Raw genomic sequence first — 25,554 nt, 5'->3', positions numbered from 1 at the left:
ACTAGTATCAGAACGTAGTAGAAGGTGAATCTTATGATGAGTATGACTCCATTTCCCAAGACGAGAACGACGAACTTCACTTCCTTATCACCAAGCGTTCATTGGGCACAGGTGCATCGCCGGACTCCCAGCTTTCATTGGGCCAGGACGATCTATGACTTCGAGCTGCTCTATGTCCAGCATGGGGAAATCGAGGTGCATATGCACGATCAGAGCTATCGTGTCCACTCAGGCAGCCTCATACAAATACAGCCAGGCGTATATCATCATGTACAAGTTCTTACAGAGCCGGAAGCCGTATTCCTGGGCATACATTTCGACTATTTCGATGAATTGTTCGTCAATCGGGACGAGGACATTATTGTGAATGAATCCAATGTGAGACCAGCCGACTTCTGCTTCGAACCGGTGTACGAGGAGAACGTCTCGCTCAAGCCGCTATACATTCTCCCGCCTACTTCTTCGGTCATCACGGGGATGAAACAAATTATTGATGAGTTCACGTGGAAAAAAACAGGCTATCAGCTCACCTGCAAGGGACTGATGCTACAAATTATGGGGTTGTTGCTTCGCCTCGCGAATGAGCCGGATTCGAAGCCTGCCAACAAGTACACGGATCAAGTTCTGGATATTATGCAGCAGATGGAGGCGCATTGCGAGCAAGATTGGTCGACTCCACAACTGGCCGCCATGCTGAACGTAAGCGATGACTACGCGATTAAGTTATTCAAGGGAGCTGTCGGGCAGTCACCGAATAAGGTAGTTCAATCAATCCGGCATCAAGAGGCCAAACGACTGCTACGGGAAACAGACTGGAATATGGAAGTGATCGCCCGCCATGTCGGGTACGACGATTTCCATTACTTCAGCCGTCTCTTCCACAAGTGCGAGGGGATGACGGCGCGGGATTATCGGAAATTATCAGGGGTGTTATAGTGAACAAATACAAACGCCGTAAGGACTTTTCCCTACGGCGTTGCGCTTAGTCTTTCTTATTAACCACAGCTATAAATGTGAAAAGACCTTGAGCATTATACCCGATCACTTTGACAACACCGTTCCCCATTGCATTCATGCTGCCGTTCGAGCCGACCCTTGCTATTGTTTGATCGAAGGACAGCCATTTTACACCGTCAACCGTATGCAGTTGGTCGGTAAGCGCATCGTGGAATTCCTCTAACAAGTTAACCGTGCTGCCAAGGGAGACATTGATCCGAAATTCCTCCTTGCCGTTACCCTGCTTCATCGATTCGCGCGCGTCTTCTATAATTGCCTCGATCGATTGAGTGGTGTCCCCTACAACGGCAGCACGTTTTTTCATATCGGTAATGTGTTGCTTGACCGTGGTTTGATCCGACACAGGCAGTGCAGCTAGGAGTGCGTTTGCTCTTGAAAGTTGTTCMTTTACCGRCTGTAGCGCGGTTTGCAGGCGCTCAAGCATCGCTTCCCGTTTTTTTGATTCCTGAATGGATAGGTCGCTCGCTTGAAGTTCTTGTTCGAATCCGGAGAGAGCTGATTCCGCAGCGCCGACTTGATTCGTAGTCATAATGACCTGCTGGACAATATCAAGCCTTTGCAAGAGAGATGTCTTCTCCGCCCCTTCTGGCAGTTTGTTCACCAGTATCCGAGCCTGGTCCACATTTATCTGAAGCAATGTCGTTTCGGCCTTCACTACGGGCAGTTCATTCGGAACGGAAGCCGGGCTTCCTGCCGCAAAATACATCCCGAATGGCAACGAAGCCGACGGCATCACCAGAGTGCGGATCTGATAGCTGCTGCTCACCGTTACCGGAACGACCGTATTTCTGCTGAAATGGTAATTGAGCGCTGGACCGCCGTTCAACTGATAGTTGACGAAGCCTGGAGTGGAGCTGTTACTGCCGTACAGCGTGTGCACGGAGGGATATCGAGTTTGGTTCGTAATATTCACATCGATCTTGTAATCGGTATACCAATAGGCCAACCTTAGCTTGTTCAATGTCGGCGTAATGAAACGGACTTCCCGCTGCTCTACCGCATTGCCTAACACGTCCCATCGGGTCATTAGCTTCTCCTGCTCGCCATTGTAACCTAGATCAGCCAATCGGATGCCCGAGAACGGATTCTGATCCGTTAAAGTAATGTCGATTGTACCCACTCGTCCCCAATGATCGAGCAGTCCCCGATAATCGTCGGACGTCGTGGCGGTTGCGTTCGTACGAGCAATCGTGCTGGTTGTGGCATAAGGAGTCGGATCGTTAACCTTATCATCGGTGACCACATGGGACACAAGCACACTAGCATTCGAACCGTCATTCGCCGCTACCGCTGAAAATTCCGCAAAATACACCATCGATTCGTTAATCGCCACATGATCCTGATCAGAGATAGCGAAATAATAGGAACCATCGGCCGGAATCTTAGCAAGTAGTATCGGATTCGGACTAGAATCCATAAACTGCTTCGTAACTTTGCTGGCCGCAACGGTTACATAAGCATCATCATATGCCTCAATCGTTTTATATAAGTTCACTTCTTTGCCCGATGTGTTTTTAATATACAACCAGAAGGTCAAAGGATGGGTCGTCTTATTATAATGAGATGCCCAGAAACGAAACGGTCCCGATACGATATCCCGATACAAAGTGGCATTGTATTGACCTGTAATTTCGCTCCCGTCCACTCGAGTCGTACCGTTCTCATTAATCGTTTCAGGCGCATTGGATACAAGTACTTGTCCACCCGTTTGCGTAAATGCAACATTCGACGTATTATATGGCAAATAAGTCCCGGGAAAATTGATCTGTACTTCTTCACCTGGTGAATAGGCAATTGCCATACTCGGTACTACAGACATCATCAGCAAAAACGTCGTAAAGATAGAGACCACGATTCGTTTCTTACGGTACATAACTAGTCCCTCCAATTGTGGTAGTTGCTCCGGTGTCTGATCCGATCGGCCCATGTAATGTAGCGTCTTCATCCTCCTTTCGTAACCGATGCTTGATGAAGTTATCTTTGAAGCGTTTTCATTATACCTCCCCCATTCCGATCCAAACAGTAAACTTCATTACTATATTAGGTAAAAAAATGACTTTCTTTTAACATCATGGCAGAGCGCTCCTTCATTACGATTTGATCTCGCCTGGGGAGACCCCCCAATATTTACGGAAAACACGGGCAAAATAACTGTCGTCCTTATAGCCAATCAGATAGGCCACGTCATATACTTTGCAGCCATCAAGCAGCAGTTGCTTGGCCCGCTCCATCTTGCGATCCAGCACATAACCGGAGAACGACTTGCCCATCTGCTGTTTGAATAATCGGCTAAGGTACGAGGAATTGACGTACAGTCGATCGGCAACGGCGAATAAGCTGATTTCCTTGTCGATATCCTGTTCTACAATATCCAAGATGAGCTTGATCGTCCGGTTCATCGAAGATTTCCGCTCGGTATGTAAATAATCGATATAGCGCTGAGTCACCCGCTGCAGCCATCCGTACGCCTGCTCCTTCGTCGCCAATGCATGCAGGTTATGAAAATAAAAGTATTCCTTCCCTGCAACCTGTGTGACCGACCAGCCCTGACGGCTGATCATACGAACAAATAAGCTGCTTATAAAAAGCAAATGATCATGCGCATGATTCACCGTTTGGGCAGTGACCACCCCGCTTTTCCACAGTTCCTCGAGCGCTGCCGAGGCTTTGGCACAATCCCCAGTCTCCAGCCCGATTTCCAACGCTTTTTCTAAATTTGCCGGAGGAACGGCTATCCTGTTCCTTCCTTGTTCCTCCTGATAAGGAATGACGATATCGTTGCCGTAAACGATACGCTCTTGCAACGATTTGCGCGCTTGCTTGTATAGTTCGGGTAATCCGCCTCTCGAATCGGCCATACTGCTGACACCTACACTAGCTGTCAGCTTTAGGCATTCTCTGAGTATGCTGAGCAGTCTGGAGGCAACGGAGTGTACGCGCAGCAGCAAGCTGCTCGTCTCTTCGCAATCGGCCGCTGAGGAGAAAATAACGACCGTTTCTCCAGCCGTATTGCTGTATACCCAGTTCTGGAGCTCGGACGATGTCAAAAACTCGCGAACGATACTGTTCGCCGAGAATTGCAACAGAGGCATATCGTTTGCTGAATATCGGTGTTCTTCCGCGCTCTGAGGATCCATGTCGATCACCGCTACGATGAACGAGCCGCTAATCGGAAGCTCAATCAACAGTTCCTTGCTGCGTCGTTCGATTTCCCATGGGGCGTACTTGCCTGTCAGTAGGTTATGCAGGAACATGTCCTGCAGCCGGGGCAAATTCTCCTGCCATTTGTTCTGAAGTAGGGACGTACTGTGGCGCTCCTCCAGCTCGCGGCGAAGTTGTTCAGCGGCATCCGATACAGCCTGTAATATTTCCGATTCGCCTGCAGGCTTGAGCAAATACTGGCTCACCCCAAGTTCCATTGCCTTCTGTACGAACAAAAAATTATCGTATCCACTCAAAATAATGCATTTCATATCCGGGTCTTGGCTCCGTACGATTCGGACCAACTCCAGCCCGTCCAACTGCGGCATCCGGATGTCGAGCAACATGAGATCCGGCCGCTTGCGTGCGATTAGCTCGAGGGCTTCCTTGCCGTTCGAAGCAAGCCCGATCACCTCAATGCCGTTTCGTTCCCAAGGAATTTCGACGGCTAGACTATGGAGCAGCAACTGCTCGTCCTCAACGATCAACAGATTCATCGTACACCTCGCATTTATCGACTGGAATCCGGAGGATGACTTCGGTCCCTTCTCCTTCCTTGCTTTCGATCGCAAGGTCCGCCTCCGATCCGTAATACAATTTCATCCGAGCCACCACATTGCGGAGACCGAATAAATCTCCATTGCCGCCTTCCTCCTCGAAGGGAGTAAGCTTGAGCGGCGCATCCTTCAGCTTGCCAAGTTCCTGCTGGATGTACTGCAGACGAGCAAGAGGCAACCCGACGCCGTTGTCCTTCACCAAGATTATGAGCATACCAGTTTCCACATAGCTCATAATGTTCAGTTCGCCATGCTGCTCCTGGTTTTCCAATCCATGCAAAATCGCGTTTTCCACTAGTGGCTGTAGCAGAAGCTTCAGAATCGGAATATCAGCGCTATCTTCGGAGATATCATATTGTACGGATACCCGCTGGGAGAACCGAATTTGCTGAATCCTGATGTAATAATGCAAATGAGCGACCGTTTCGCGTAGAGGAAATGTTTCGCGCCCCTTATTCAAGCTGAGACGAAAAAACTTGGATAAGTTCAGTACCATCTCTTTGATCTCGTTCGCATCATATTGGTTGGCCATCCAATAAATCGAGTCCAGCGTATTGTACAAAAAGTGAGGATTAATCTGGGATTGCAGAAACTTGAGCTCCGTCTTGGACAACCGCAATTGTTGCTCGTAATAGCCTTGAATCAAACGCTGCTGCTCCGCTATCATCTGGTTGAACGACCCGGTCAAATAACCGAGCTCATCCTTGCGGTTGTTATGGAGACGGATATTCAAATTGCCTTTGCGCACTTGCTTCATCCCGTATGCCAGACTATTCACAGGAGATGATATGCTTCGGTTGACGACCCAGGCTATCCCTATTGCGAGCATCACACTCAACGCTATAATGATATACGTATACAGACGCAATTGTCCTGTTTCTCGGTTTAACTCGCTTTTTGGCTGCATCATCGTTAACATCCATTTGGAATAGCGGGCCTGAGCCTGCACCGTATACATTTGATCTGTTCCCTCGACTGAGTTTGAAGCGACCCTATCGGCTACGCTATTCATCCGAATTGGAGGGGCATTTTCTCCATCGGTCCCGACCACCAGTTCGTTGTTGCTCGAATGTAAAAATAGATGTGCATTTGGGGAGGTGATCAGGGAGCGTATCAGCTTGTACAAAGTATCCTTTTTGATCGATAAGATCAATATATTGGGCTGTCTGTACCGGTTGTATAAATCCATGGTTCGCAAGAAATAGATGCGATCGTCGGTAAACGTTCCGTCTAACGTATCCGTCTTCGAATTAGGGGTATAGATGACTCTCGCCCCATTGCCTTCGACAGCCAGCCGGATCGCTTCATGTTGTCCGGCCCCTCGAACCCTTTTGCCTCCAAGATTGGATATGATCATGTAATCGGAAGGCAAGTGAAGCACGGAGATAGCTGCCAACGATTGATGGATGGAAGTCGTTTCCGAAATAACTTTGAAAATCTGCGAAAAGTCCAGGATCGACTGCGGACTCGGCTCCGCACCCGCACGCTCTAGCCAACCAATGAGTTGCTGATCGGTAGATAGGAGCATCGATAAGTTATCTGCATTTTGAACGATCAGATCAATATATTCAACAGCGGAAAGCAGCGCCCCCTTCGTTCGTTCCCCGGTTTTGTGCTCGAGAATTTCTTGCGATTTGGCATTAGCGAATAAGCCAACAAATACAAGCGGGAGCAGGATAAGTAGGAAATAGCTGGTTACTCTGACTTGAATACGTTGCACAAACTGCTTGTACATCATCTGGAATATTTTCCTCATCATGCCGGCCCCACCCTCATCTGTTGTTATCGATAATTAGACTTGGCCGCATACCACTCATTGATTTCCTTCGTAATCTCGTCTCCGCCTTCTTGCTTCCATAACTCGACGAAGGTATCGAATTCGTCCAATGGAGAGAGCCCCATTACGATTCGTGTGAATATGTCGTTCTGCATGTTCAACAGCTYGAAGTTGTAGTTGCCCATGGCCGGCGTTGGAGCACCGTTAAACTGTCCCTTGATGAGGTTGGCATGAATTTGCTGCACGTTTTCCCACAAGTGAAAATGATCTCCTAACGAATCCAACCGTAGTTTGGTTGCTTCCGGCTCGACCGTATCGCACAAGGAGCTATAAATTCCGCGGTATAGATGTTTATTATGTTCTTGAAAGTCAGTCATCGCCTTTCCATCCTTCATCGTCCAAACCTCATTTTCAAAACCAAGCTTCAGCGCTTTGTTTCCTTCGCCTCCGATAAAATTCAAAAGCTTTACGACCGCCTCGGTTCGATCGCTTGTGACAGGAACGACATTATAGGAGCTAACGACGGTGATGCTGTAGGTTCCTTTATACCCGTCTTTGCCGGTAGGGTATTCAAGAGGAATCCATATGGCTCTCGGATCGTTCTTTCTACTCTTTTCGATCGGTCCACGCGTATCGAACCAGGCGGCAGAGTACAAACCAACTTTTCCGGAAGCAATTTTTTCCGACAAAATCTCCGGTTGATTCAGCGGAAAATCCTGGTCCAAAATGCGGTCACGATACAATTCAGCGAGGAAAGCAAGCGCTTCCTTGGTCTCGGGTAAAATGGCGGAATACACCAATTTTCCATTCCGATCATACCAGGAGTTAAGCTGCGTGCCGAAAGCACCGAACAACGGCGCCGTTCTGCCCAACTGATCCGCTATGGTTAAACCAAGCGTATCTGCAATACCGTTGCCGTCGGGATCGTTCTTGGAAAAGGCCGTCATCACTTCTTTGTATTCGTCAAGCGTCTTGGGGGGTTTTAGACCCAAGTTATCGAGCCAATCCTTGCGGGCGTACATGATTTGCGTACCCCTCACTTCATTCAGGCTCGGTATGGCGTAGATTTTGCCGTTGAACGTCACCTGATCCCAAGCCTCTTGTGGAATCAATCGTTTTAAGTCGGGTCCGAATTTGTCGATGTATTCATCAAGCGGTTTCAAAGCGCCTTGTTTCACATAGTTCGACAAAAATCCGGCACTTCCCGTATTGATCATATCGGGCAATTGTCCGGACGCCATAATGACGTTCAATTTGTCCACATAGCCGCTCACCGGAGGAAGCATTACTTGTATGTCCAAATTGGTGTTCTTCTCTATATAGTCGAGATACGGATTATTGTTTTCATCCATTCCGAGGGGGAACGTACTGGATTGCCCGTTGATCGCGATACTGATATTTTGGGGCGGGTTCTCCGACCCGCTGCCATAGTTTCCTTGCCCTTCCTTCTCTGATGTGCCGGAAGTACAGGTATTCATCCATATTCCGATCACAACGAACGATACCACAGTCCGCAGTGCTATTTTTTTGTTTCGCATCAACTGGTCCCCTTCGCTAACACTATCCTTGGCATTTCGCGTTCCAACCGATTAGAAACACGCAAACACCGCCCGGGTTTTTCACCAGGCGATGTTTGTATAATACGGGATTTGAGCTGCTCGCAACGTCACTTCTGCGCTTCAGCGATCTTTTTATTGATGGCTTCTTCAGCCATGCGAAGCGACGTGTTCAGATCGTTCGTTCCTTTGGAATATCCGTCTACGGCGATTTCCTGGAATATCGATCTCGCGATACCATCATATTTAGTCACGGTAATGGGTTTGCCGATCGTATCTTTAAAGAAAGCGCCGACGTTTTTACCTTTAAGAATATCCAACTCGCTGCCGAATTCTTTGATCACGCTTTCACTTTTCACAACTGGGACTCTTCCTTTTCTTGCATTCGCGCCCTGTATTTCATCGGAAAGCAAGTAAGATATGACCCGGAACGATTCATCTCTGTTTTGGCTCGTAGGGGGGATCGCATAGAATGGTGCGTTCATCTGCGAGCCAACATTCTCTATACCATCAAAACGCGGTAAACTGACGACATCCCACTCCAACCCTTTCTTCACCGCCTCGGGCAACTGATCGAGCAGACTCGGGCCGGTATACATGGCTAATTCTTGCCGCCTTATGAAAACGCCGTCTGGCACGCCGATGATATGATTCCCTTCCAACTGGTAAAATCGGGTCATCAGCTCCAGCCATTTTTTCCATTGATCGGTATTCGTAGCCGCTTTATTCGTTTTCGGATCGACGAAAGGCAGTCCCATTTGATTTTTATAAATCATATTCAAGTGGTTGTATTGAAATCCATCGTACTGAACGTCGTTTTCAAAGCGATTCATTTTTTTGGCTAAATCATACACTTCGTTCCAGGTCATGCCGTCTTTAGGATACTCTACACTGAATTTATCGAATAAATTTTTATTGTAATATAGCACATTATTATTTAACTCGTAGGGCAAGACCATCAGCTTACCGCCCTCGTCATAGGATTTAACCGCTTCCAAAACAGAGGGGGATAATCGGTTCAAATCGAATTTATGCTTTTTCACCAGATCGGTCAAGTCGGTTGCCAGCTGCAAATCGAGCACCGTGAAAAGTCCACCCGCCGAAAATGCGACAAGGTCGAGATTTATTCCCGCTGCCAATGTGTCCTGAATCGTACTGCCTTTAGCGTGAATAATCATGTTCAACTTAATGTGGGGGTATTTATCCTCTATTTTCTTCTGAAGCTCATCCACTAACTGCTTGGAATAACCATTGTAGAAGAAGTTCAGCGTAACTGGCTTTGGTGGCTCTTCGACTGGCAGTTGCTCTTTTCCTTCGACCCTCCTCCCTGTACCTTCCCCTGTACCGCAACCGGTTAGTATGGCGATCAGGATGAACAAGATCATTAACGGTTTAATCTGTAAGAACTTCATACAAATCCTCCCCCAATTTCAACTTGACTTGATTATACTAAGGGAGATATTTGGGGAACAGGGGAGTTAATGACTTCATACGGTATTCTCATGACTTATAGAGGCTTAGGCTGAAAGTTCAGCAGAGCTTCCAGCGCATCCGGCTTAGTCGGGACGACAAGCGCCAACTCCTCCCCATCCCCGGCACGAACTTTGCTGGTAATCCATTCGCGATGTATATCCAGCTCTGTTTCCAGCGCATAATCGTTACCACCAACCACAAATGCAACTGCGAAGCAGGCCTGCGGAATTTGATGAAAATCGAAAGTTCGGGCATTCCCGGTGTGCAGCACCAGATCCAAGTACGTTTTCGTCTCATCCCGCGATATTTCCCACTCGAAGTGGTGCTTTTGATCGAATATGCCGTGCATCGTTTCAAGCTTCAATGGAATCCCGGCAATTCGCAATTGAATTGCTCTGCTACCCTGCTTCTCCAAGCTGATCCTGTCCTGGCTGCCGCCGATCTCGAAGCGAATTCGCAAGTCGGTTGCCGAGATGTTCCCCTTAACCTTGTCCAGGCTCGGATGCGTGTCTCCTCCGTCCGTCGCGAACGTAAGTCCGAACAGCACGACCCCCTGCTTCTGCACGCTTGTAAACACAGCCGATGAGTAATCGTAACCATCGTGTAGGACGCGCAATTGGACATATGTGGTCTCAGCACCATTCGCCAAGTAAGCCAATAAATTGCGACACTGGTTCCACATAATGTTGGAGCTGAACGTGCCCAAGGACAAATGGCTGTTCATATACGTACTCGCCCGTCTTTCCTGTGCTCCTGCCTTCGCTTTCGATACTACTTGCTGCAGCTCCCGATCGGGGTCCCCGGTAAAATACGTATAGTAAATCTGCGGGCACTCGATATGATTGCCGTACCATGTGATGCCGTACTTAAATTCGCTTGCAGGCACAAATTCCACTTCACCGTCGCAGGCCATCTGCAAGAAAGAAAGTTTCTCAGGCGGCAGCAAAGTATCGTAGGAGCGGCTGTGCGGCCCCGACCATTGCTTCTGATAGGGATGGAAATGGGACGCGACCATCTTCCAGGCGATGTCCAACAACTCGGTCACCATCGTACGCGCCTCCGCATGATTCGTTTCCGTCGCGATGCTCGACAGCTCTTCTATGGCAACGACGGCATAAGTCGGACTGTTGTACTCGTTGAACGTCCCCTGCTCCTTGGTATAACCGTAGAACCGCTTCAGACGCTCGAAACCATAGTCCTGGTATCGTTCCACGCCCAATCTCTCGCCTGCGATCAAAGTAACGAAAGCTCCCATAATCGCAATATTGGTATATTCCGGCCCAACGTTCCGTTTGATAATCGCATCGCAGCTGTTAAAGATCGCTTGCTTCGTCTGCTCCAGCAGCGGCGCAGGAAACAGGGCTCCATGGCGGATAACAGCGAGCAGCAGTTGCTTCCCGCAGAAATCGGCCCAATTCCAGTCCGGGGGCGACATGGCCTCGAGCGGCTCTTCATAGAACCACGACCAGATGCCGAACGTAGGGGACGATCGATCGGTGTCCTGCAAGGAAACGATCTTCTCGATCACGTGAAAGGCCCGTTCGCGATATTCGGCCTCCCCGCTGTCCAAACAGGCGACCGCATACAGGAGCGCTTCCCGGGTAGGATGGACAAAGTCGGCCTCCTTGATCGCCGTATGATAACCGGGGCTCTTGAAAGGTCTGCGCAGCAAGCGCAAATTCGGGTTATAGTCCTTGTGCATCGCGTTCAACGTCTTCAGAAAATGTGGAACCCATTTATTCGGATTGATCATAGCTCTTCTCCCCGCTTCGCCCATTCCCGATCACGGTATTCGCTTGGGGTCAGGCCGGTAATTTTTTTGAAAATCCGGGTAAAGCTGTTTACATTCGTATACCCTACCGATTCGGCAATGTCCCGAACCTTCTCGTTGCTGCCGGACAATAGTTCTTTCGATTTCTCGATGCGGATTTCCATCAAATAATCGATAAAATTACCGCCGGTGTAGTCCTTGAATATTTTGCTCAGATGGGAAACGCTCATATGGAACTCGTCAGCCAGATAGTTCAGGGACAAATCACCGTGCATATAGTTGATCTGAATGAACTGCATGATTTTTTCGACCGCGCCATTCTTCTCCCGATTGTTCCGGCGGTTGCGTATTCCATGGATAAAGCCGGTCAGGATGCCGGCCACATGATCGCGGATTTGCTCCAGGCTGTCATATTGCTCGAGCGCTTCATGAACATGCTGCGCGGGTACCAGTTCCTCCTGCGTCACGCCGATCTCGCCCGCCACTACGGCCCCTTTCATCAGCAACTGCAGGATGAGCTGCTTGATCAGGTCAGGCGGCACATTGGAGGAAGCAAGCGAATCGAACCAGCTGCGCACTTGGTGCTGCAGCTTCTCTTCGTCCAGAACCTTGATGGAATCAATCATGCTGTCGGTGAAGGCGAACAAGCGGTTGGACTGCCCGGCACTTCCAGCATTGTACATTTGCAGCTCATCTGCGGCGATAATGGTGTTGTTACCCAAGATGAGCTTATACTTCAGCGCCTCCAGCGACTGCTTATGGGAGATATGGATGTCACGCATGTCGCGAACCTCGGTGCCGATGCCGATCGTAACGGTCTGCTTGAAATGTTCCTGCACATAGTTTTTCAGCATATCGGCTACAGCAGCCGCACGAAGCGCGTGCTTCCCAACGTCCTCGTCGTCGAAGCTGAGAATGATCGCGCATTGGCCGTCTTCCCATTCAATCGCCGCACCCTTGCTCTCCGCATTGATCAGCTCTTCCGCCACGTTGCACAGCGCATAAGCATATAGGTGCAAGTCCCGACTGGATACGATTTCTGTCTTCCGGTCGAATTCGGCACTCATGACAATATAGTAGCTCGAGTGCAGCTGTACTCCGACCAGCTCCATGTACTGCCCGATATTCCGGTTATGCGCTGGATAATTCGTTAAGATTTCCATTAAGAGCCGCCATTTCATGATCGGCTTACTTTCCTTGATCTGCTGCTGGAGCTGCTCGCTATCCGATAATATGTGCTGTACCATATTCTCGAAATTGACAAACTCATTGCCGTTCTTCCATTCCGCCCCGGCGTACATCGGGTGCGTCTTCAGCTTCTTGGACAGATTGGCGATAAACTGGTTGAGCGGATTGAACGTCCAGAGACCAACGAGAACAGCTAATATACCGGCAGCCACGAACAGAATGACAGCGATGATGGTCAAGGCGTTTCGAACCTTAATGAGCGGCTTGTTCAATTGGATTTCAGGGACAATATTGACGATTTTCCATCCCGTGTAGGCCGAAGTTACATAAAAGACAGAGCTGGCTTCACCACCGACCGTCGTACGATAATTCCCTTCCTTCGCCTCACTCAGCACATTCGCCATAACCTCAGATCCGCTCATATCCAAGCCCAGCTTGTTCTTGTCCGCGCTTGACACGACAAGTCCGTTGGAATCCAGCATGAACGTGTCACCCAGGCTTCGGTTGTTGGCGTCGGTCAGCAGATGGTACAGCGATTCTTCCTTGAGGTTGATCGCGACCGCTCCTCGCCGGTAACCGGGGGAATGAACCAGCGGATACGTGCGGACCAGCGTCACGACATTGCGGTAGATCGGAAAGTTCGAGGAGATGAGCTGCAGCTTCCGGGTCGGTAACCAGGTGGAATAGCCGTCAAACTTCTCGAACTGCCGGATCCAGTCGTAGTCATCAGGGGTTTGTTCGTCTTTCAGCGCGTTCCCCGAGAAGAGCTGTTTGCGCACATACGAGTACATATCGAGCGAATAGACGTATTCGCCCGAGTTCACGATCCGGGTGAAATATCTGCTCAGCCGATAGGCATTGTCCCTTCCTTCCTCTTCCGTCATCTCATAATCGAAAAACTTTTTGACATCGTCGTTCTCGAGCATCTGAATCGTTTCTTTATCAATCGTCTGCAGCATAAGCTCCATCTTGTGATCGATCTGGCTGAGCAGCGCCATATGGGTGTTCACTGACTCGTACTTCAACCGGTTCGTCGCGACCCAATACGATAGAAACGAGATCATGGACACAACAAAGAACAGGATCAGGAGCAGCACCAAAACCGTCTTTTTCGTAGAGCGGTATTGAAAGAAGCTCATGTCCTGTTCCCCCGTTTCGCTGTCGTTTATTTAAAGCTCGCCTTGTTCTTCTCGTACCAATCCTGAGCCTGCTGCTCGGCCTTATCGCCGCCCAGACGCTTCCATTCCGCCCGGATGTCCTCCAGCGCCTTCTCCGCCGAATAGTTCCCCTGTGTTACGGTCTTCGCACGAATTGTATCGACCGTCTTCTGGAACGAAGCTTTCAGCTCGTTGATCTCTATAATGTTAGGCTGATAAGGGATGTCGCGCCGGAATTTGTTCTTGGTCGCCACCTTAAGCGAATCGGATTCCAGCTTGGCCAGTTGTTGGGACAGTGGGTCTTGCGCCGCTTTGACCAGCAGATCTTCCGGCTTCTCCTGCATCGGCTTAAGCACCGCATATTCAGAGGCGTACGCCACTTCCTTCTTCACCTTGTCCGCATCCAATTTTTGCGGAATCCCGTTCACGAGCTTGTAATGCGTGCCTTCCGTGCCGTTAGTGAGCGTGAACCAGCCTTTCTCCATCATCCAATCGAGATATTGCATGGCCGCCTTCGGATTTTTCATATTTTTGTTGAACGTCACATAGATGAACGCCGGCGTTTCTTGGTATAAGCCGTATTTGCCGTATTTGGTGGAGACCGGTTCGAGCGGCACCGGCAAGGCTTTCGGGTCGTTCTGCAGTAAGTCCCGGTTCATGGTCGTCGTCGTGCCACCCCACTGGCACATGCAGATGCCAGCCTTCCCCGTCGACCATAGCTGCTTCGCCCGGGAGTTGTCCTTATCCGTAAAATATTCTTTGTCCGCCAGACCCAAGTCGTAAATCTTCTTCTCTGTCGCGAGCGCATCACCGTAACGGTCCAGCGTCGGGCCATATTTCATCTTGCCGTTCTCCAGATACCAGTCGACCCAAGTCGTGCCATGCATCGCGTTATAGAGATCGCCTGTAGTGTAGCCGATAATCGGTACCGTGTCCGCCTTTCCGTTGCCATCCGGGTCTTTGTCCTTGAACGCCTGGGCGACTGCTATGAATTCATCCATCGTTGTAGGCGCTTTCAACCCCAACTTATCGAGCCAGTCTTGCCGAATCCACATGCCGTGGTTCGCTACGGTACTGATCGTACGTCTCGTGGTCATAGCGTAAATTTTTCCATCAAAAGTTATATACGGCTTCAAGTCCGGATTTTCCTGCAAATATTTTTTGAAGACCGTACTATATTTGTCAATGTACTCGTCAATCGGCTGGATCACGCCCTGCGTGACTAGGTTCCCGATATAGTTGCGGTCGAATTCCCAGATAAGATCAGGCGCTTGAGACGAGGCAATCAAGACGTTCAACTTGTCCTGAGCCTGACTGCGAGGGACAGGAACAACCTTCAGGTTAATGCCCGACTGCTCGCGAATCCACTTCACCCATCGGTTCTCTTCATAAGTTCCCTCATCGCTGGATACTTGCCCCCTATCAAACATCGAGATGCTGACGTCCTTCGGCAGTTTGTCGTACTTGTCCTCCTGCTTGCCGTTGGTCGGGCTCGTACTTGCCGCAGGCGAATCCCCGTTCTTCGAGCACCCGGAAAGCGCAATTGCCGCTGTCAGGCAAATCGCTAGCACCGGGGTGCCCCATTTGGCTGCTTTCGTCTTCATGTGACTCCTCCTCTTATATTCAAAATAACTTAATCTATCACAAGGCTGCAAGGCCTTTATGACTTAACCTTTGACCGAACCCATCAGGACCCCTTTTACAAAGTGCTTCTGCAAGAATGGATATACGCACAAAATCGGGATGATCGCGATCATGATCGCTGCTGCTCGTATCCCCTCTGGCGTAATGGTCGTCTGTAATACCCCTTCGCCATTCGTCGTGCTGAGCAGATCTGATCCAATGTTCTGCAGCATCTGGTAGAGCTTCACCGTCAGAGACAGCTTGTTGGTGCTCTTGATGTAGATCAGCACATTGAAGTAAGAGTTCCACCAGCCGACGGCATAAAATAAAGTCAAGGCTGCTACGACGGGGAGTGATAACGGAAGAACGATCTTCCACAAAATCGTCAGGTCCTTAGCCCCGTCGATGGAGGCGGATTCCTCTAATTCTTCCGGCAATCCCTCGAAGAACGATTTCAGGACGAACATATTGTAAGCGCTAATGAGCGCAGGCAACCAAAGTCCCCAATACGAGTTGATTAAGCCAAGCGAGCTGATTAACAAAAAGTTCGGAATGAGCCCTCCGCCGAAGAGCATCGTGAATAGAACGAGCATCAGCATGGTGTTCCTTCCCTTCAAGCGTCGCTTGGATAACGGGTAAGCGGCTATAACGGTGAACAGCATATTTAAGAGAGTGCCGATTACGGTAATCATCACCGTATTCTTCATCGCCACGAGCAGTTGCCCGTCCGCCATGAGGTTGCTGTAGGCATCCCAAGTGAAATCAATGGGCCACAGCGCCACTTCGCCCGCGTTGATCGCCCGGCTGCTGCTTAAGGAGACGGCAAGAATATTGATGAACGGGAACAAGGTCGCGCAAGCGTAGATCGCCAGCAGGACTGCGTTCAACCAGCGGAACCATCTGGACGAATGCATCATCTTACCACAACCCCCTCTCGCCCATAGCCCGGATCAGGCGGTTGACCGATATAACCAGCAGCAGCGAGACGATCGATTGAAACAATCCGAGCGCCGTCGTGTAGCTGTATTGCAAGCCGACGATCCCGCGTTTGTACACATAGGTGCTGATAACTTCGGACACGCTTCCTACTGCTGAATTTTGCAGCGCATAAATGTGCTCGAACCCGACGTCCATCATCCGCCCCATCTGAAGAACGAGCAGGATGGCGACCGTGCTGCGGATGCCCGGCAGCGTCACATGCCACATTTGCCGCCATTTACCCGCTCCGTCGATCGCGGCCGCCTCGTACAGATTCGGATTCACGGACGCCATCGCCGCCAGATACAGGATCGTGCCGAAGCCGGCCTCCCGCCAAATGCTCGATCCGACAAAAGAGATCGGCCACCAGAAGGTGCTGGCCATGAAGTAGATCGGCTCCAGCCCGATCAGCTTCAGGACGGCGTTCACCACTCCCGTGCTGGGCGACAAGATCGCGATAACAATGCTGCCGAGCACGATCCACGACATGAAGTGCGGAATATAGAGGAAATTTTGCAGCACGCGCTTGTACCATTCCGATCGAATCTCATTGAGCATTAGCGCCAGTATGATTGGCACGGGAAACGCGAAGACGAGTCCGTACACGTTCAGCAGCAGTGTGTTCCTTAAGATCTCCAGGAAGTCCCGGCTCGTGAACAGCTTGCGGAATTGATCCAGGCCGACCCAAGGGCTCCCCCAGATCCCTTCCATTAGCCGGTAGTTCTTGAAGGCGATGATCTCGCCAAACAGCGGTCCGTATTTGAATAGTAAAAAATAAATGGCGACCGGCAGGAGCAGCAAATATAAATATTTATCCCTGCTCCATCGCTTCCGCCATGACGGGGTTGTTCTGCGCGGTCCCACTGAGGCGGTCACAGCTGTTGATGCCCCAGCTTGCGTCCCGACTGACGATTCCATAGGCTTCCTCCTTACCCTAGTAGGTTGTGATCCTTTGCGAATGTGGTGGATTCGCCGACACTTTGAAAGTAACAGATGCGGCTCGGAAAGCCCATCTTCACTTTTTGGGAAGCCACACGATTTCCATTTGAGGGAACCTGCTTTTTTTGTTATTGCCTACTTTTTTTATTCGAGCGCTTAATAACAATTAGCGAAAACGTAAGAATAACCCGGCCAGTGGCCGGGTCCTTGGTGGTTGTGTTCAGTTTGGCGCTTGGGGAGGGAGTGAACAGGAGGTTCCACCCGCTGTTGAAATCGATTCCTCTGATTGAAATGTTGTAGTGGTTAGGAATCGGTTTCAAAGGCGGACGCTTCGCTTCTCCACTCTCCTGCTCACTCCCTTTTTGTTCTGCTTTCCTTCAAGGAGTTTCCTTTGTCCGTACGCTCCGCGTCCGGTTTTTCTGAGTGGAATTTTCTTATACCGGCCCCATAACGATCCTACTTAATCACAGCACATCCAATATCTTGAAATCAGATTCGGTAATTTGAAACTAACATCCTGAATCGCCAAAAAACCTGAGGAGCAACTCTCCACAGGTGATAGCAGACTGGATTCAATTAGCTAACGCATAGAGGCTGTCGAATAACTGTGGACAAGAGGAGTGGAAAGTGAAAAAGAGGACCCCAGCGAGTTTTGGCTTGAACCTCCATACCGCAAAATCYCTTATACAATCAGGGAGGTTCAAACAAGATGTTTGAGCTAAAGGGGTCCTTTTTCACTTGGAACGGCCGGTTTTGCTTCTATTAACAGTTAATCGACAGCATCGCATAGCAGGGCTACAACCGAAACCGGTAGCCCGCTCCCCAGACCGTCTCGATATATTGCGCATTCGAAGAATCGATCTCGATCTTCTCCCTCAGCTTGCGGATATGCACCGTTACCGTCTGCGAATCGCCTAGCGAATCCATGCCCCACACTCGCTCGAATAGCTGATCCTTACTGAATACATGGTTCGGATGTTGGGCGAGGAAGTAGAGCAGGTCGAATTCCTTGGTCGTCACGATCACTTCCCGGTCGTGCAAATACACCCTTCGCGCGGCGTGGTCGATGTACATGCCTCTAACCCGTACTTCATCCCTGGACTCTCTGGCCCCGAGCAGCCGCTCGTACCGGGCCAAATGCGCTTTCACTCGTGCCACCAGCTCGACAGGCTTGAACGGTTTGGTGATGTAGTCATCCGCACCCAGCCCCAGTCCGCGGATCATATCGATGTCTTCCTTCTTGGCCGTCACCATGAGAATCGGAATATTGCGCTTCTCGCGAATCCGTCTGCATACCTCGAATCCGCTGAGCAGCGGGAGCATCAGATCCAGTACGATCAGATCATAATCGCCATTCAACCCTAGCTGGAGTCCTTGTTCTCCATCAACGGCAATGTCAACCTGATACCCGTCCACCTGCAAGTAATCCCGCTCCAATTCTGCAATCACCATCTCATCTTCTACGATTAGGATGCGTTTCATTCGTTGTCACCAGCTTTGTGCGTTCTTAGTGGGAACGTTATTGTGATACAAGTCCCTTCCCCTTTCGTACTGCTTGCCTGAATCGAGCCGCCGTGTCCGTCCATAATTTGCTTCGCTATCGCGAGTCCCAGACCGCTTCCACCGGTGTGACTGTTTCTCGAATGTTCAGCTCGGTAAAACCGTTCAAAAATATGCGGCAACGCCTCTTCCTCAATACCCTGCCCATTATCAGACAGCTGGATCATCACTTGCTGCTCGGCCTCATAAGCGTGAAGGTGAACCATTTTGTCTGGTTTATTCATATATTTCAAGCAATTGTCCACGATGTTGGAGAACACGCGTCGGCATTTATCGCGATCGATTGACACTTTCGTCTCCGGGGCCAGCGTAATATTCGATGTGAACTGGACGCCTTTCTTGCCAAGATCGAAGATCAGTTCGTCCGCCCAATCCAACAAGAACGGCTGCATCTCCACAATCTCGAAGTTGAACGGCAGCTTCTTCAAATCCAGTCTGGAATACAGAAACAATTCATCGATCAGTTGATCCATCTCTTCCGTCTTGGAAGAAATAATAGCCAAGTAACGCTCCCGCTTGTCAGGCGTATCGGCGATCCCGTCACCCAGGCCGTCCACATACCCTTGGATCGCGGTCAGCGGTGTTCGTAAGTCGTGGGAAATATTCGATATTAATTCTTTGCGGTTTTCTTCATATTGCAGTTGGGATTGGATCGAGAGCTGGAGCTGCTTGCGCATTTCCTCGAATGCCACGCTTAATTGCCCAATCTCATCCTTGCTCGTAATCTCGACTTGATAGTCCAGATCGCCAGCCTTCAATTGCGTCATGGCATGCTTTAATTTGTGCAGCGGCTTAATGATGCTTCGCGAGACGAAATAGGTAAGCAAGGAATGGGTCATAACTAAGATGATAAGGAGCGCACCGAACAGCAGCGGGAAAAACTTTTGTGCGAAATTCACAATTGGGTTGACGCTCGTGATGACAATTACACTGCCCGGTTCATGATCCGGGTACGTAAAGTCGAAATGATACGTTTCGTACAGCTTATTGTCGTATTTGACAGGTTCTTCTTTGTTCGAATGGCCTGGATACTCGTAGACCGGAAGCTGATCCAACAATTCCTTGGACTGTATAGAGGGGGAGATGTATGCCATCGAATTCCCCTTGCGAATAATAAGGCTGGATTGCACCCGCTGCAGCTCCAGGTCAAGATCAGCAAGATAGGTGCTGTCCGACAACAGCGTCGGATTGTTCGCCGAGGTACGCTTCATTTCTTTCAACAACCGTTCAGCGCTTTGATTTTCGTAAAAACGGTGGTCGACATCAGAACCATACGTATCGCGGATCGTTTGAAAGTCACCCCGAAACACCGTAAAGAGCAACATAACCGTAACCATCATCAGCACGAGCGGAATCACAAGCATGGCAGCGTATGACAGCAAGAGTTTGAGCCGAATTGACATACCAACAGCCCCTATACTTCTTTTCGATCAAATATATAGTAACCGAGGGCAAAGAACAAGATGCAGCTAGATGCCAGGAATAGAGAGGAGGTCATCAGTCTACTGGCGGAGACGGTGCTGCTCAACCATAAGACGTGCCAATCTGTGTAGGAAAAAGGTGAGAAAGCCGAGATCGATCGGATGAAAAATGGTGAAATCTTAGCAGCTCCGAACAAAATGATAGAAAACACCACAAATCCGTTCGCGCTTTTGAAAAATTGTGAAACAAACACGAACAGCGCCGACAAAGCCAACATCGCGACGAATGAAGCCGCGAAAGCCAGCACTATATGAGCGAACTCCGTCATGGATGAGGGTGAACCCGCGAATAAGTAGCACACGAAAGTAACGATGCCTAGAATGAGCAGCAGAACCCCGACACCCACTCCGAGCGCAGCTACTTTCGTTAGGAACACTTGGAGCCGTGTATTCGGACGCAGCAAAGACAGCTTCAATGTACGAGAAGCAATTTCGTTCGGAAACAAGTCAGCGGTTACCGTTATGATGAACAGTGGAATCCAGAAGGCTGCATACAGATCAAGYATTTGCAACGGGAAGAAACCGCTGACCGCGACAAGACCCAAGTATGGCTTTAACGCTTGCAACGATACGGCCAGTAGAATAGGAAGCAGTGCCGATACGATGAAGAACATCACGACTTTTTTGCGATATAGCATTAACCAAATTTCGTTCATCAACCCTGCCTTAAATGTTTGCACGATGGTGTTCCTCCCTCGCAGCCTGCAGCTCCTCAATATAAAATTGCTCCAGCGATTGCTTGTTCTGCAGCAGCTCCGATACGTTGCCTTCGATTCGTAAAGTTCCTTCGACTACTATGCCTACTCGGTTGCACAACTGCTCCAGTTCATGAATCATGTGGCTGGAAATGAGGAAGGTCGTGCCTTGTTCCTCTGATAGCTGCTGAATGAGTCGCCGGAACATAACCGTCCCTTCAATATCCAAACCGTTCGTCGGTTCATCGAGAATGACGAACAATGGATGTGGCAATATAGACGCAGCTAAAGCCAGCTTCTGCTTCATACCTGTGGAATACTGCTTGATCCGCTCTTTGCGCACCTGATGAAGCCCGACATATTCCAACACTTCCTCCATGCGTGAATGCGTCACATCCGGGTAGAAGCGGGCCACAAACTGCAGATACTGCCAAGCATTGAGGAAATCATGGAAATCGGCCGACTCGATCATGCAGCCTACTTGACGCATGCCTAGCTCGAAATGATCCACGAGGTTGGCTCCGAATAAGCTTATTGTTCCTTGGTCTGCGCGGGTCAGACCCGTTATGAGCTTCAGAAAAGTCGTCTTGCCCGCACCATTGGGCCCTAACAATCCGTATACGTCGCCAGCATGAAGCTCCATGCTAATGTCGCGAATTCCCCTCTGATTGCCATACAGTTTCGTGAGGTGACGCGTCTCCAATATGGGGTTGTTCATTTATTTTCCCTCCGAGTGGACAGGTCGGGCAGTGATGAACTTACACACAAGCTCATCACTGCCAACCCATACCCAAATCCTTCATCATCCTGCTAATCAAATCGTACTGTTAATCCTTGAATCTTCCTTCATGTCCATGCTTGAGTGTCTGAACGGTTTTACCTGTGAGATCGATCGTGTCCGGAGCAACGTTGTTGAAGTTCGACAGATCGGCTTGAACGTGCAGTGTAACCTGATGCGCCGCACCTTGATCGTCCTTGCCCGATACCGTAATATCTGCCTCTTGGTGTTCAATGTAGTTGGCTGCATTAATATGGGCCTTCACAGCAACCTTCTCGATCTTGATATCCTGAGATAGCTGAGGAGCCGCGTTCTTCAATATGTCCTTGTTGAACGGAATCTCTTGCTGTTGATCTCCGTTCTGGTCTTCCTGCTCTCTATCGTTCTCACCCTTGGTTGCGTGTTTAATGGCGATTGGAGCGATCGCATTAATGACCGTTGGGATTTGGGCATTGTCCAGTTGGACCGTAATGTCCTTGGAGCCATCGCTAAGTGCATTGACGGAGACATAATTTTTCAAATTCCCGATCAAGGCATCGATAACAGTCTCTGCTTGCTGTGACATGTCATACTCATTCTGCGTATTGGCCTTGGTGTGTTTCTGCTTGTTCTCCTGTGTCACGAAGTAGACATCGCTGGCGCTTGACTTCACAACCGTTCCGCTCGCTTGCTTATAGAAGTTCATCGATTGCTGTGCACCATTCGCGATCACTTCTGCGCTGCCGCTTGCGGTTTCATTATTCAAGCTTACTTTGAAGCTGCCATTGGCCTGAGCGAGCACAGCTCCGTTATCCTGCAGGGAGCCCGCTGCTTGAACGGATACACTTTGCGCGGTTTTCGTGTTTTTGAGCGCGGATTTGTACGCATCGTAGCCAGAGTTACTGGCCAAGGCACTAATTCCGGTTGCAACCATGACTACGCTGCTGATCCCGATTGCACTTCCTAGAACAAACCATTTCTTTTTCATACTCTTCCTCCTATTTCCGCTTATGATTTGGTGTTACAAGCCTATCATAGGGGGAAATAATAAAACTCCTGTGAACTGCCTATTAAAATTTTATTAAATCGCTTGGGCTGAACACCAACAGAAGAAATAGTTACATACGCGGCGTCCTACATGAATATGTATTACTGTTTGGGAACCTATGACACGGAGGTGGCATTTCTCAATGACCAGTATGTTCGTCGCTCGATCGTTGGATGAGATCCGGTTTTGGTCACGTATTATGAAGGAGCATTCGCTTTTTCTCAAATTAGGCTTCCGGTGTGAAGATACCCAATTAATTACTGAAGCCAATCAATTTTATGGTTTGTTTGAGGAGATCGAGAGGAAATCGCATGCATTCACGGTCGAGGCAGATCCTGAGCAAATCAGACGGTTTAATGCCGAAGTTCACAATGCGGCTTCGCACATCTGGGTGTTTAAGCGTAAAGTGCTCGGGCTTGTTCTAACTTGTCAAATGCCAGGCGCAAACAATTTCCCCTTACTGATCGACCATACAAGTCGGGAAGCGAACTATTTCCGCAATCGGTTGGAGGAACTGAATGCCGGCAAGTTGGAGCCATTAGCAGACGCCATCATTGACGAGAATGTATTCTTCTTAAGAATTATGGCCGACCATGCCAAATTCATCGGGCATTTGCTTGACCCGTCTGAAAGGCAGTTAGTTGACCAGGCGCGACATTTCAGCCAAGATTTCGATACTCTATTGTTTCAAGCCAGAGACTTGGAATCCATGCGTCCCCAATCCCAAACAGTCCCGCTGCTTGATCAATTTCTAGATGAAAATCGGGTGTCGGTGAAAGCATTACGGGACTTCAAGAAGACAGCCAAGGACTTGATTGATGCATGTCGGATCAAAAGCATCATTCATCCATTACTTGCCGATCATGTGTTCCGAGAAGCCGAACGATTCTTAGCGATCATAGATATGTTCGAAGAGAGTTTAAAGGGTGTGCAAGCGAAATAACTAAATACAAAAAATCCCCGGATCGGTTATCGGCTCCGAGGATTTTTTGGCGATTCAGAATGATTATCTTCGCTGATTGTTCATCGTCTCGGTAAACGCACGGCGTCAAAGGACGCCGTGCGTTTATCCTTGGCATTTAGCGACCGAAGCTGCCCTCCAACCGGGGACGTCCGCGATAAGAACCAACTGGAATTTGGATCAAGCTCGTCATTCCTTGAGGAGCCAGCTTGTATATATCATCACTCACGTTCGCATCGAATCCGAGAAGCGGACGCCCCCCCAATCCGAGCGCAGAAGCAGCCAACAGCAACCGTTGGACGAGCATCCCGGCTTCCATCTGCTGAATCCGGTGGCCCCGATAGCCAAGCTGCGAGTGAAGATTGTCCCTGTCTCCTACTACGTGGAAGCATAGCGGTACTTGGAACAAATTAATGTTGTCCAGAGACATACCATGCTGCAGCCAAGACCGATGATCTCCTGGACGCACCTGGCGTAATTCATGAGCTTCGCCGTCATAACGATAGGCGCCATCCGGAATGTCTTCAATGCCATAGAAACAACCATATAGGTCGACACGAGGCTTACATTTCTCTAGCGATTGCTCCCCATCTATATCATTGTGATACACGAATGACGTTGTCGCCTCTTGTAAGAGAGCCGCCAGCTGCGTTAGTTGAACTTCATGTAGGACATAATCTGCTTCAGGCGAATACCGTTTCCGGGATATGACTGCCAAATCATACGACAACCTATCCGTGCTAGGTAAGGTGAATATAGCTTCCTCCCCGGTACCATCGTGCTTCATTCCGATCTGCTGAAACTTCCCACTATCCTCCTGCATGGACGCTTCATTCATCTGGATTAACGTCGGATACGGCTTGATCACCAACGAATGAACGTAGTGGTCATGCTGTAGCTCTGGCAGCTCCAAGCACAATTCAGACGCTGTAATAATGCCATTCTCTTCAGTCGAACAGGCAAACAATGGGTTCGCAGGCTCAGCCATGAGCGGAATTACCGCATATACACTCTCTTCCTGTTGCTTTAACCCAAGCAGATGATTGACAGCACGATCAAGAAACTGAACATACACGCTGGAAGTGTACCCGAACCGTTTGGCCATCTCAAGCAGTTGCCCGATTAGCACCCCAGCATCCAGTCCCTGCAGGCGATAGGAAAAGTTATTGTATTTGAAGARGTTTTTCCAGAAAAAAGTCGATACAAAAGCTACTCCAAAACAAACCGACACCTCATAGCGATTCCCTAGAGCTTGGCTAAGATAGGAATCCATATTCCCTTCACGCAACATAATTAAGCGGTGGTGCGCCACATCATAGTGGTATATGCCTACAGGTGCATCCTCCAGCTTAAGGTACATATACAGCTCGTTCGGATATAACCCTCCCCCGGAAGGAATGAAGCGGCGGTAAATCTGCCGTAGCCAATCCCCCTCTCCTTCCGATGGATCCAGAGGATGAACAGTCTGGCTCACTTGGGCAAGCCCGTATACATACCAGAGAAAGTGGCCGATTGTGTGAAGATCCGGATGCACTGGAGCACCCCCGCCTTCCAGCGTCAGCGGTACTTCCGCAGACAACCGGATAGTCGGCAAGCCGCGATACAGCTTATAGGGAAGCGGCGCATCATCCCAATCCGCCTCCCAGTCCGGGGGTTTGACCTTGTCCGGTTCATAATGCAGCTGGTGCAGGAATGCCTTCAGACTCAACGTGGTTCCCCCTTTATGGAAACGGATGCGGGTGCSGATTGAGTTGATCCCGCGTCAGTAGCTTTTCCTTGTAACCAAGCTCCATCGGCACCTTCAACACCCTATCC

At 49.5% G+C, this 25,554-nt stretch carries 18 protein-coding genes; 2 read left to right on the top strand and 16 right to left on the bottom strand.

Annotation, left to right across the window (positions count from 1 at the left end):
• Window positions 1-33 precede the first annotated feature (33 nt).
• Window positions 34-936, top strand: a complete 903-nt coding sequence (locus tag AC1DWB_RS25350) for a helix-turn-helix domain-containing protein (RefSeq protein ID WP_477543875.1) — start codon at window positions 34-36, stop codon at window positions 934-936.
• Between the two features lie 46 nt (window positions 937-982).
• Here the strand turns inward: AC1DWB_RS25350 and AC1DWB_RS25345 are convergent, their stop codons facing one another.
• The 15 genes from AC1DWB_RS25345 to AC1DWB_RS25275 form a co-directional block, all read right to left on the bottom strand.
• Window positions 983-2,962 (bottom strand): hypothetical protein, encoded by a 1,980-nt coding sequence (locus AC1DWB_RS25345; protein WP_477543874.1) that lies wholly within the window; start codon window positions 2,960-2,962, stop codon window positions 983-985.
• Window positions 2,963-3,107: 145 nt separating this feature from the next.
• On the bottom strand, window positions 3,108-4,715 hold the full coding sequence (locus tag AC1DWB_RS25340; RefSeq protein WP_477543873.1) for a response regulator: 1,608 nt from the start codon (window positions 4,713-4,715) through the stop codon (window positions 3,108-3,110).
• On the bottom strand, window positions 4,696-6,534 hold the full coding sequence (locus tag AC1DWB_RS25335; protein WP_477543872.1) for a sensor histidine kinase: 1,839 nt from the start codon (window positions 6,532-6,534) through the stop codon (window positions 4,696-4,698). Before AC1DWB_RS25335 ends, AC1DWB_RS25340 begins: the two co-directional genes overlap by 20 nt.
• 23 nt (window positions 6,535-6,557) lie before the next feature.
• Window positions 6,558-8,090 carry an extracellular solute-binding protein gene (locus tag AC1DWB_RS25330; protein WP_477543871.1) on the bottom strand — a complete coding sequence of 511 codons (1,533 nt, stop codon included), beginning with the start codon at window positions 8,088-8,090 and terminating at the stop codon, window positions 6,558-6,560.
• A 128-nt stretch (window positions 8,091-8,218) separates the two neighbouring features.
• The gene (locus AC1DWB_RS25325) at window positions 8,219-9,520 is read right to left on the bottom strand and encodes an ABC transporter substrate-binding protein (RefSeq protein WP_477543870.1); all 1,302 of its coding nucleotides are present in this window, start codon (window positions 9,518-9,520) and stop codon (window positions 8,219-8,221) included.
• Between the two features lie 95 nt (window positions 9,521-9,615).
• Window positions 9,616-11,334 (bottom strand): hypothetical protein, encoded by a 1,719-nt coding sequence (locus AC1DWB_RS25320; RefSeq protein WP_477543869.1) that lies wholly within the window; start codon window positions 11,332-11,334, stop codon window positions 9,616-9,618.
• A complete protein-coding gene (locus AC1DWB_RS25315) occupies window positions 11,331-13,679 on the bottom strand; it encodes a helix-turn-helix domain-containing protein (protein WP_477543868.1) in 2,349 nt (782 codons plus the stop codon). The genes AC1DWB_RS25320 and AC1DWB_RS25315 overlap by 4 nt, the downstream gene beginning before the upstream one ends.
• A 26-nt stretch (window positions 13,680-13,705) precedes the next feature.
• Window positions 13,706-15,301, bottom strand: a complete 1,596-nt coding sequence (locus AC1DWB_RS25310) for an extracellular solute-binding protein (protein ID WP_477543867.1) — start codon at window positions 15,299-15,301, stop codon at window positions 13,706-13,708.
• 63 nt (window positions 15,302-15,364) lie between these two features.
• Complete coding sequence (locus AC1DWB_RS25305) at window positions 15,365-16,237, bottom strand: carbohydrate ABC transporter permease (protein WP_477543866.1); 873 nt, start codon at window positions 16,235-16,237, stop codon at window positions 15,365-15,367.
• A 1-nt stretch (window position 16,238) separates the two neighbouring features.
• A complete protein-coding gene (locus AC1DWB_RS25300) occupies window positions 16,239-17,216 on the bottom strand; it encodes an ABC transporter permease (protein ID WP_477543865.1) in 978 nt (325 codons plus the stop codon).
• An 816-nt stretch (window positions 17,217-18,032) separates the two neighbouring features.
• The gene (locus AC1DWB_RS25295) at window positions 18,033-18,719 is read right to left on the bottom strand and encodes a response regulator transcription factor (RefSeq protein ID WP_477543864.1); all 687 of its coding nucleotides are present in this window, start codon (window positions 18,717-18,719) and stop codon (window positions 18,033-18,035) included.
• Entirely contained in the window at window positions 18,716-20,200 is a 1,485-nt protein-coding gene (locus tag AC1DWB_RS25290; protein ID WP_477543863.1) for a sensor histidine kinase, read from the bottom strand. Before AC1DWB_RS25290 ends, AC1DWB_RS25295 begins: the two co-directional genes overlap by 4 nt.
• A gap of 11 nt (window positions 20,201-20,211) precedes the next feature.
• Window positions 20,212-20,958 (bottom strand): ABC transporter permease subunit, encoded by a 747-nt coding sequence (locus AC1DWB_RS25285; protein ID WP_477543862.1) that lies wholly within the window; start codon window positions 20,956-20,958, stop codon window positions 20,212-20,214.
• The gene (locus AC1DWB_RS25280; protein ID WP_477543861.1) at window positions 20,945-21,691 is read right to left on the bottom strand and encodes an ABC transporter ATP-binding protein; all 747 of its coding nucleotides are present in this window, start codon (window positions 21,689-21,691) and stop codon (window positions 20,945-20,947) included. Before AC1DWB_RS25280 ends, AC1DWB_RS25285 begins: the two co-directional genes overlap by 14 nt.
• 109 nt (window positions 21,692-21,800) lie before the next feature.
• Window positions 21,801-22,718, bottom strand: a complete 918-nt coding sequence (locus AC1DWB_RS25275) for a hypothetical protein (RefSeq protein ID WP_477543860.1) — start codon at window positions 22,716-22,718, stop codon at window positions 21,801-21,803.
• Window positions 22,719-22,920: 202 nt separating this feature from the next.
• On the opposite strand from AC1DWB_RS25275, the gene AC1DWB_RS25270 reads away from it, so the two are divergent.
• Entirely contained in the window at window positions 22,921-23,721 is an 801-nt protein-coding gene (locus AC1DWB_RS25270) for a DUF2935 domain-containing protein (RefSeq protein ID WP_477543859.1), read from the top strand.
• Window positions 23,722-23,857: 136 nt separating this feature from the next.
• Here AC1DWB_RS25270 and AC1DWB_RS25265 read toward each other — a convergent pair whose 3' ends face one another.
• Entirely contained in the window at window positions 23,858-25,447 is a 1,590-nt protein-coding gene (locus AC1DWB_RS25265) for a SagB family peptide dehydrogenase (protein WP_477543858.1), read from the bottom strand.
• Window positions 25,448-25,554: the final 107 nt, after the last annotated feature.

This window comes from Paenibacillus sp. P4_E11, from assembly GCF_056401635.1.
This window is presented reverse-complemented; position numbering and strand designations above follow the sequence as displayed.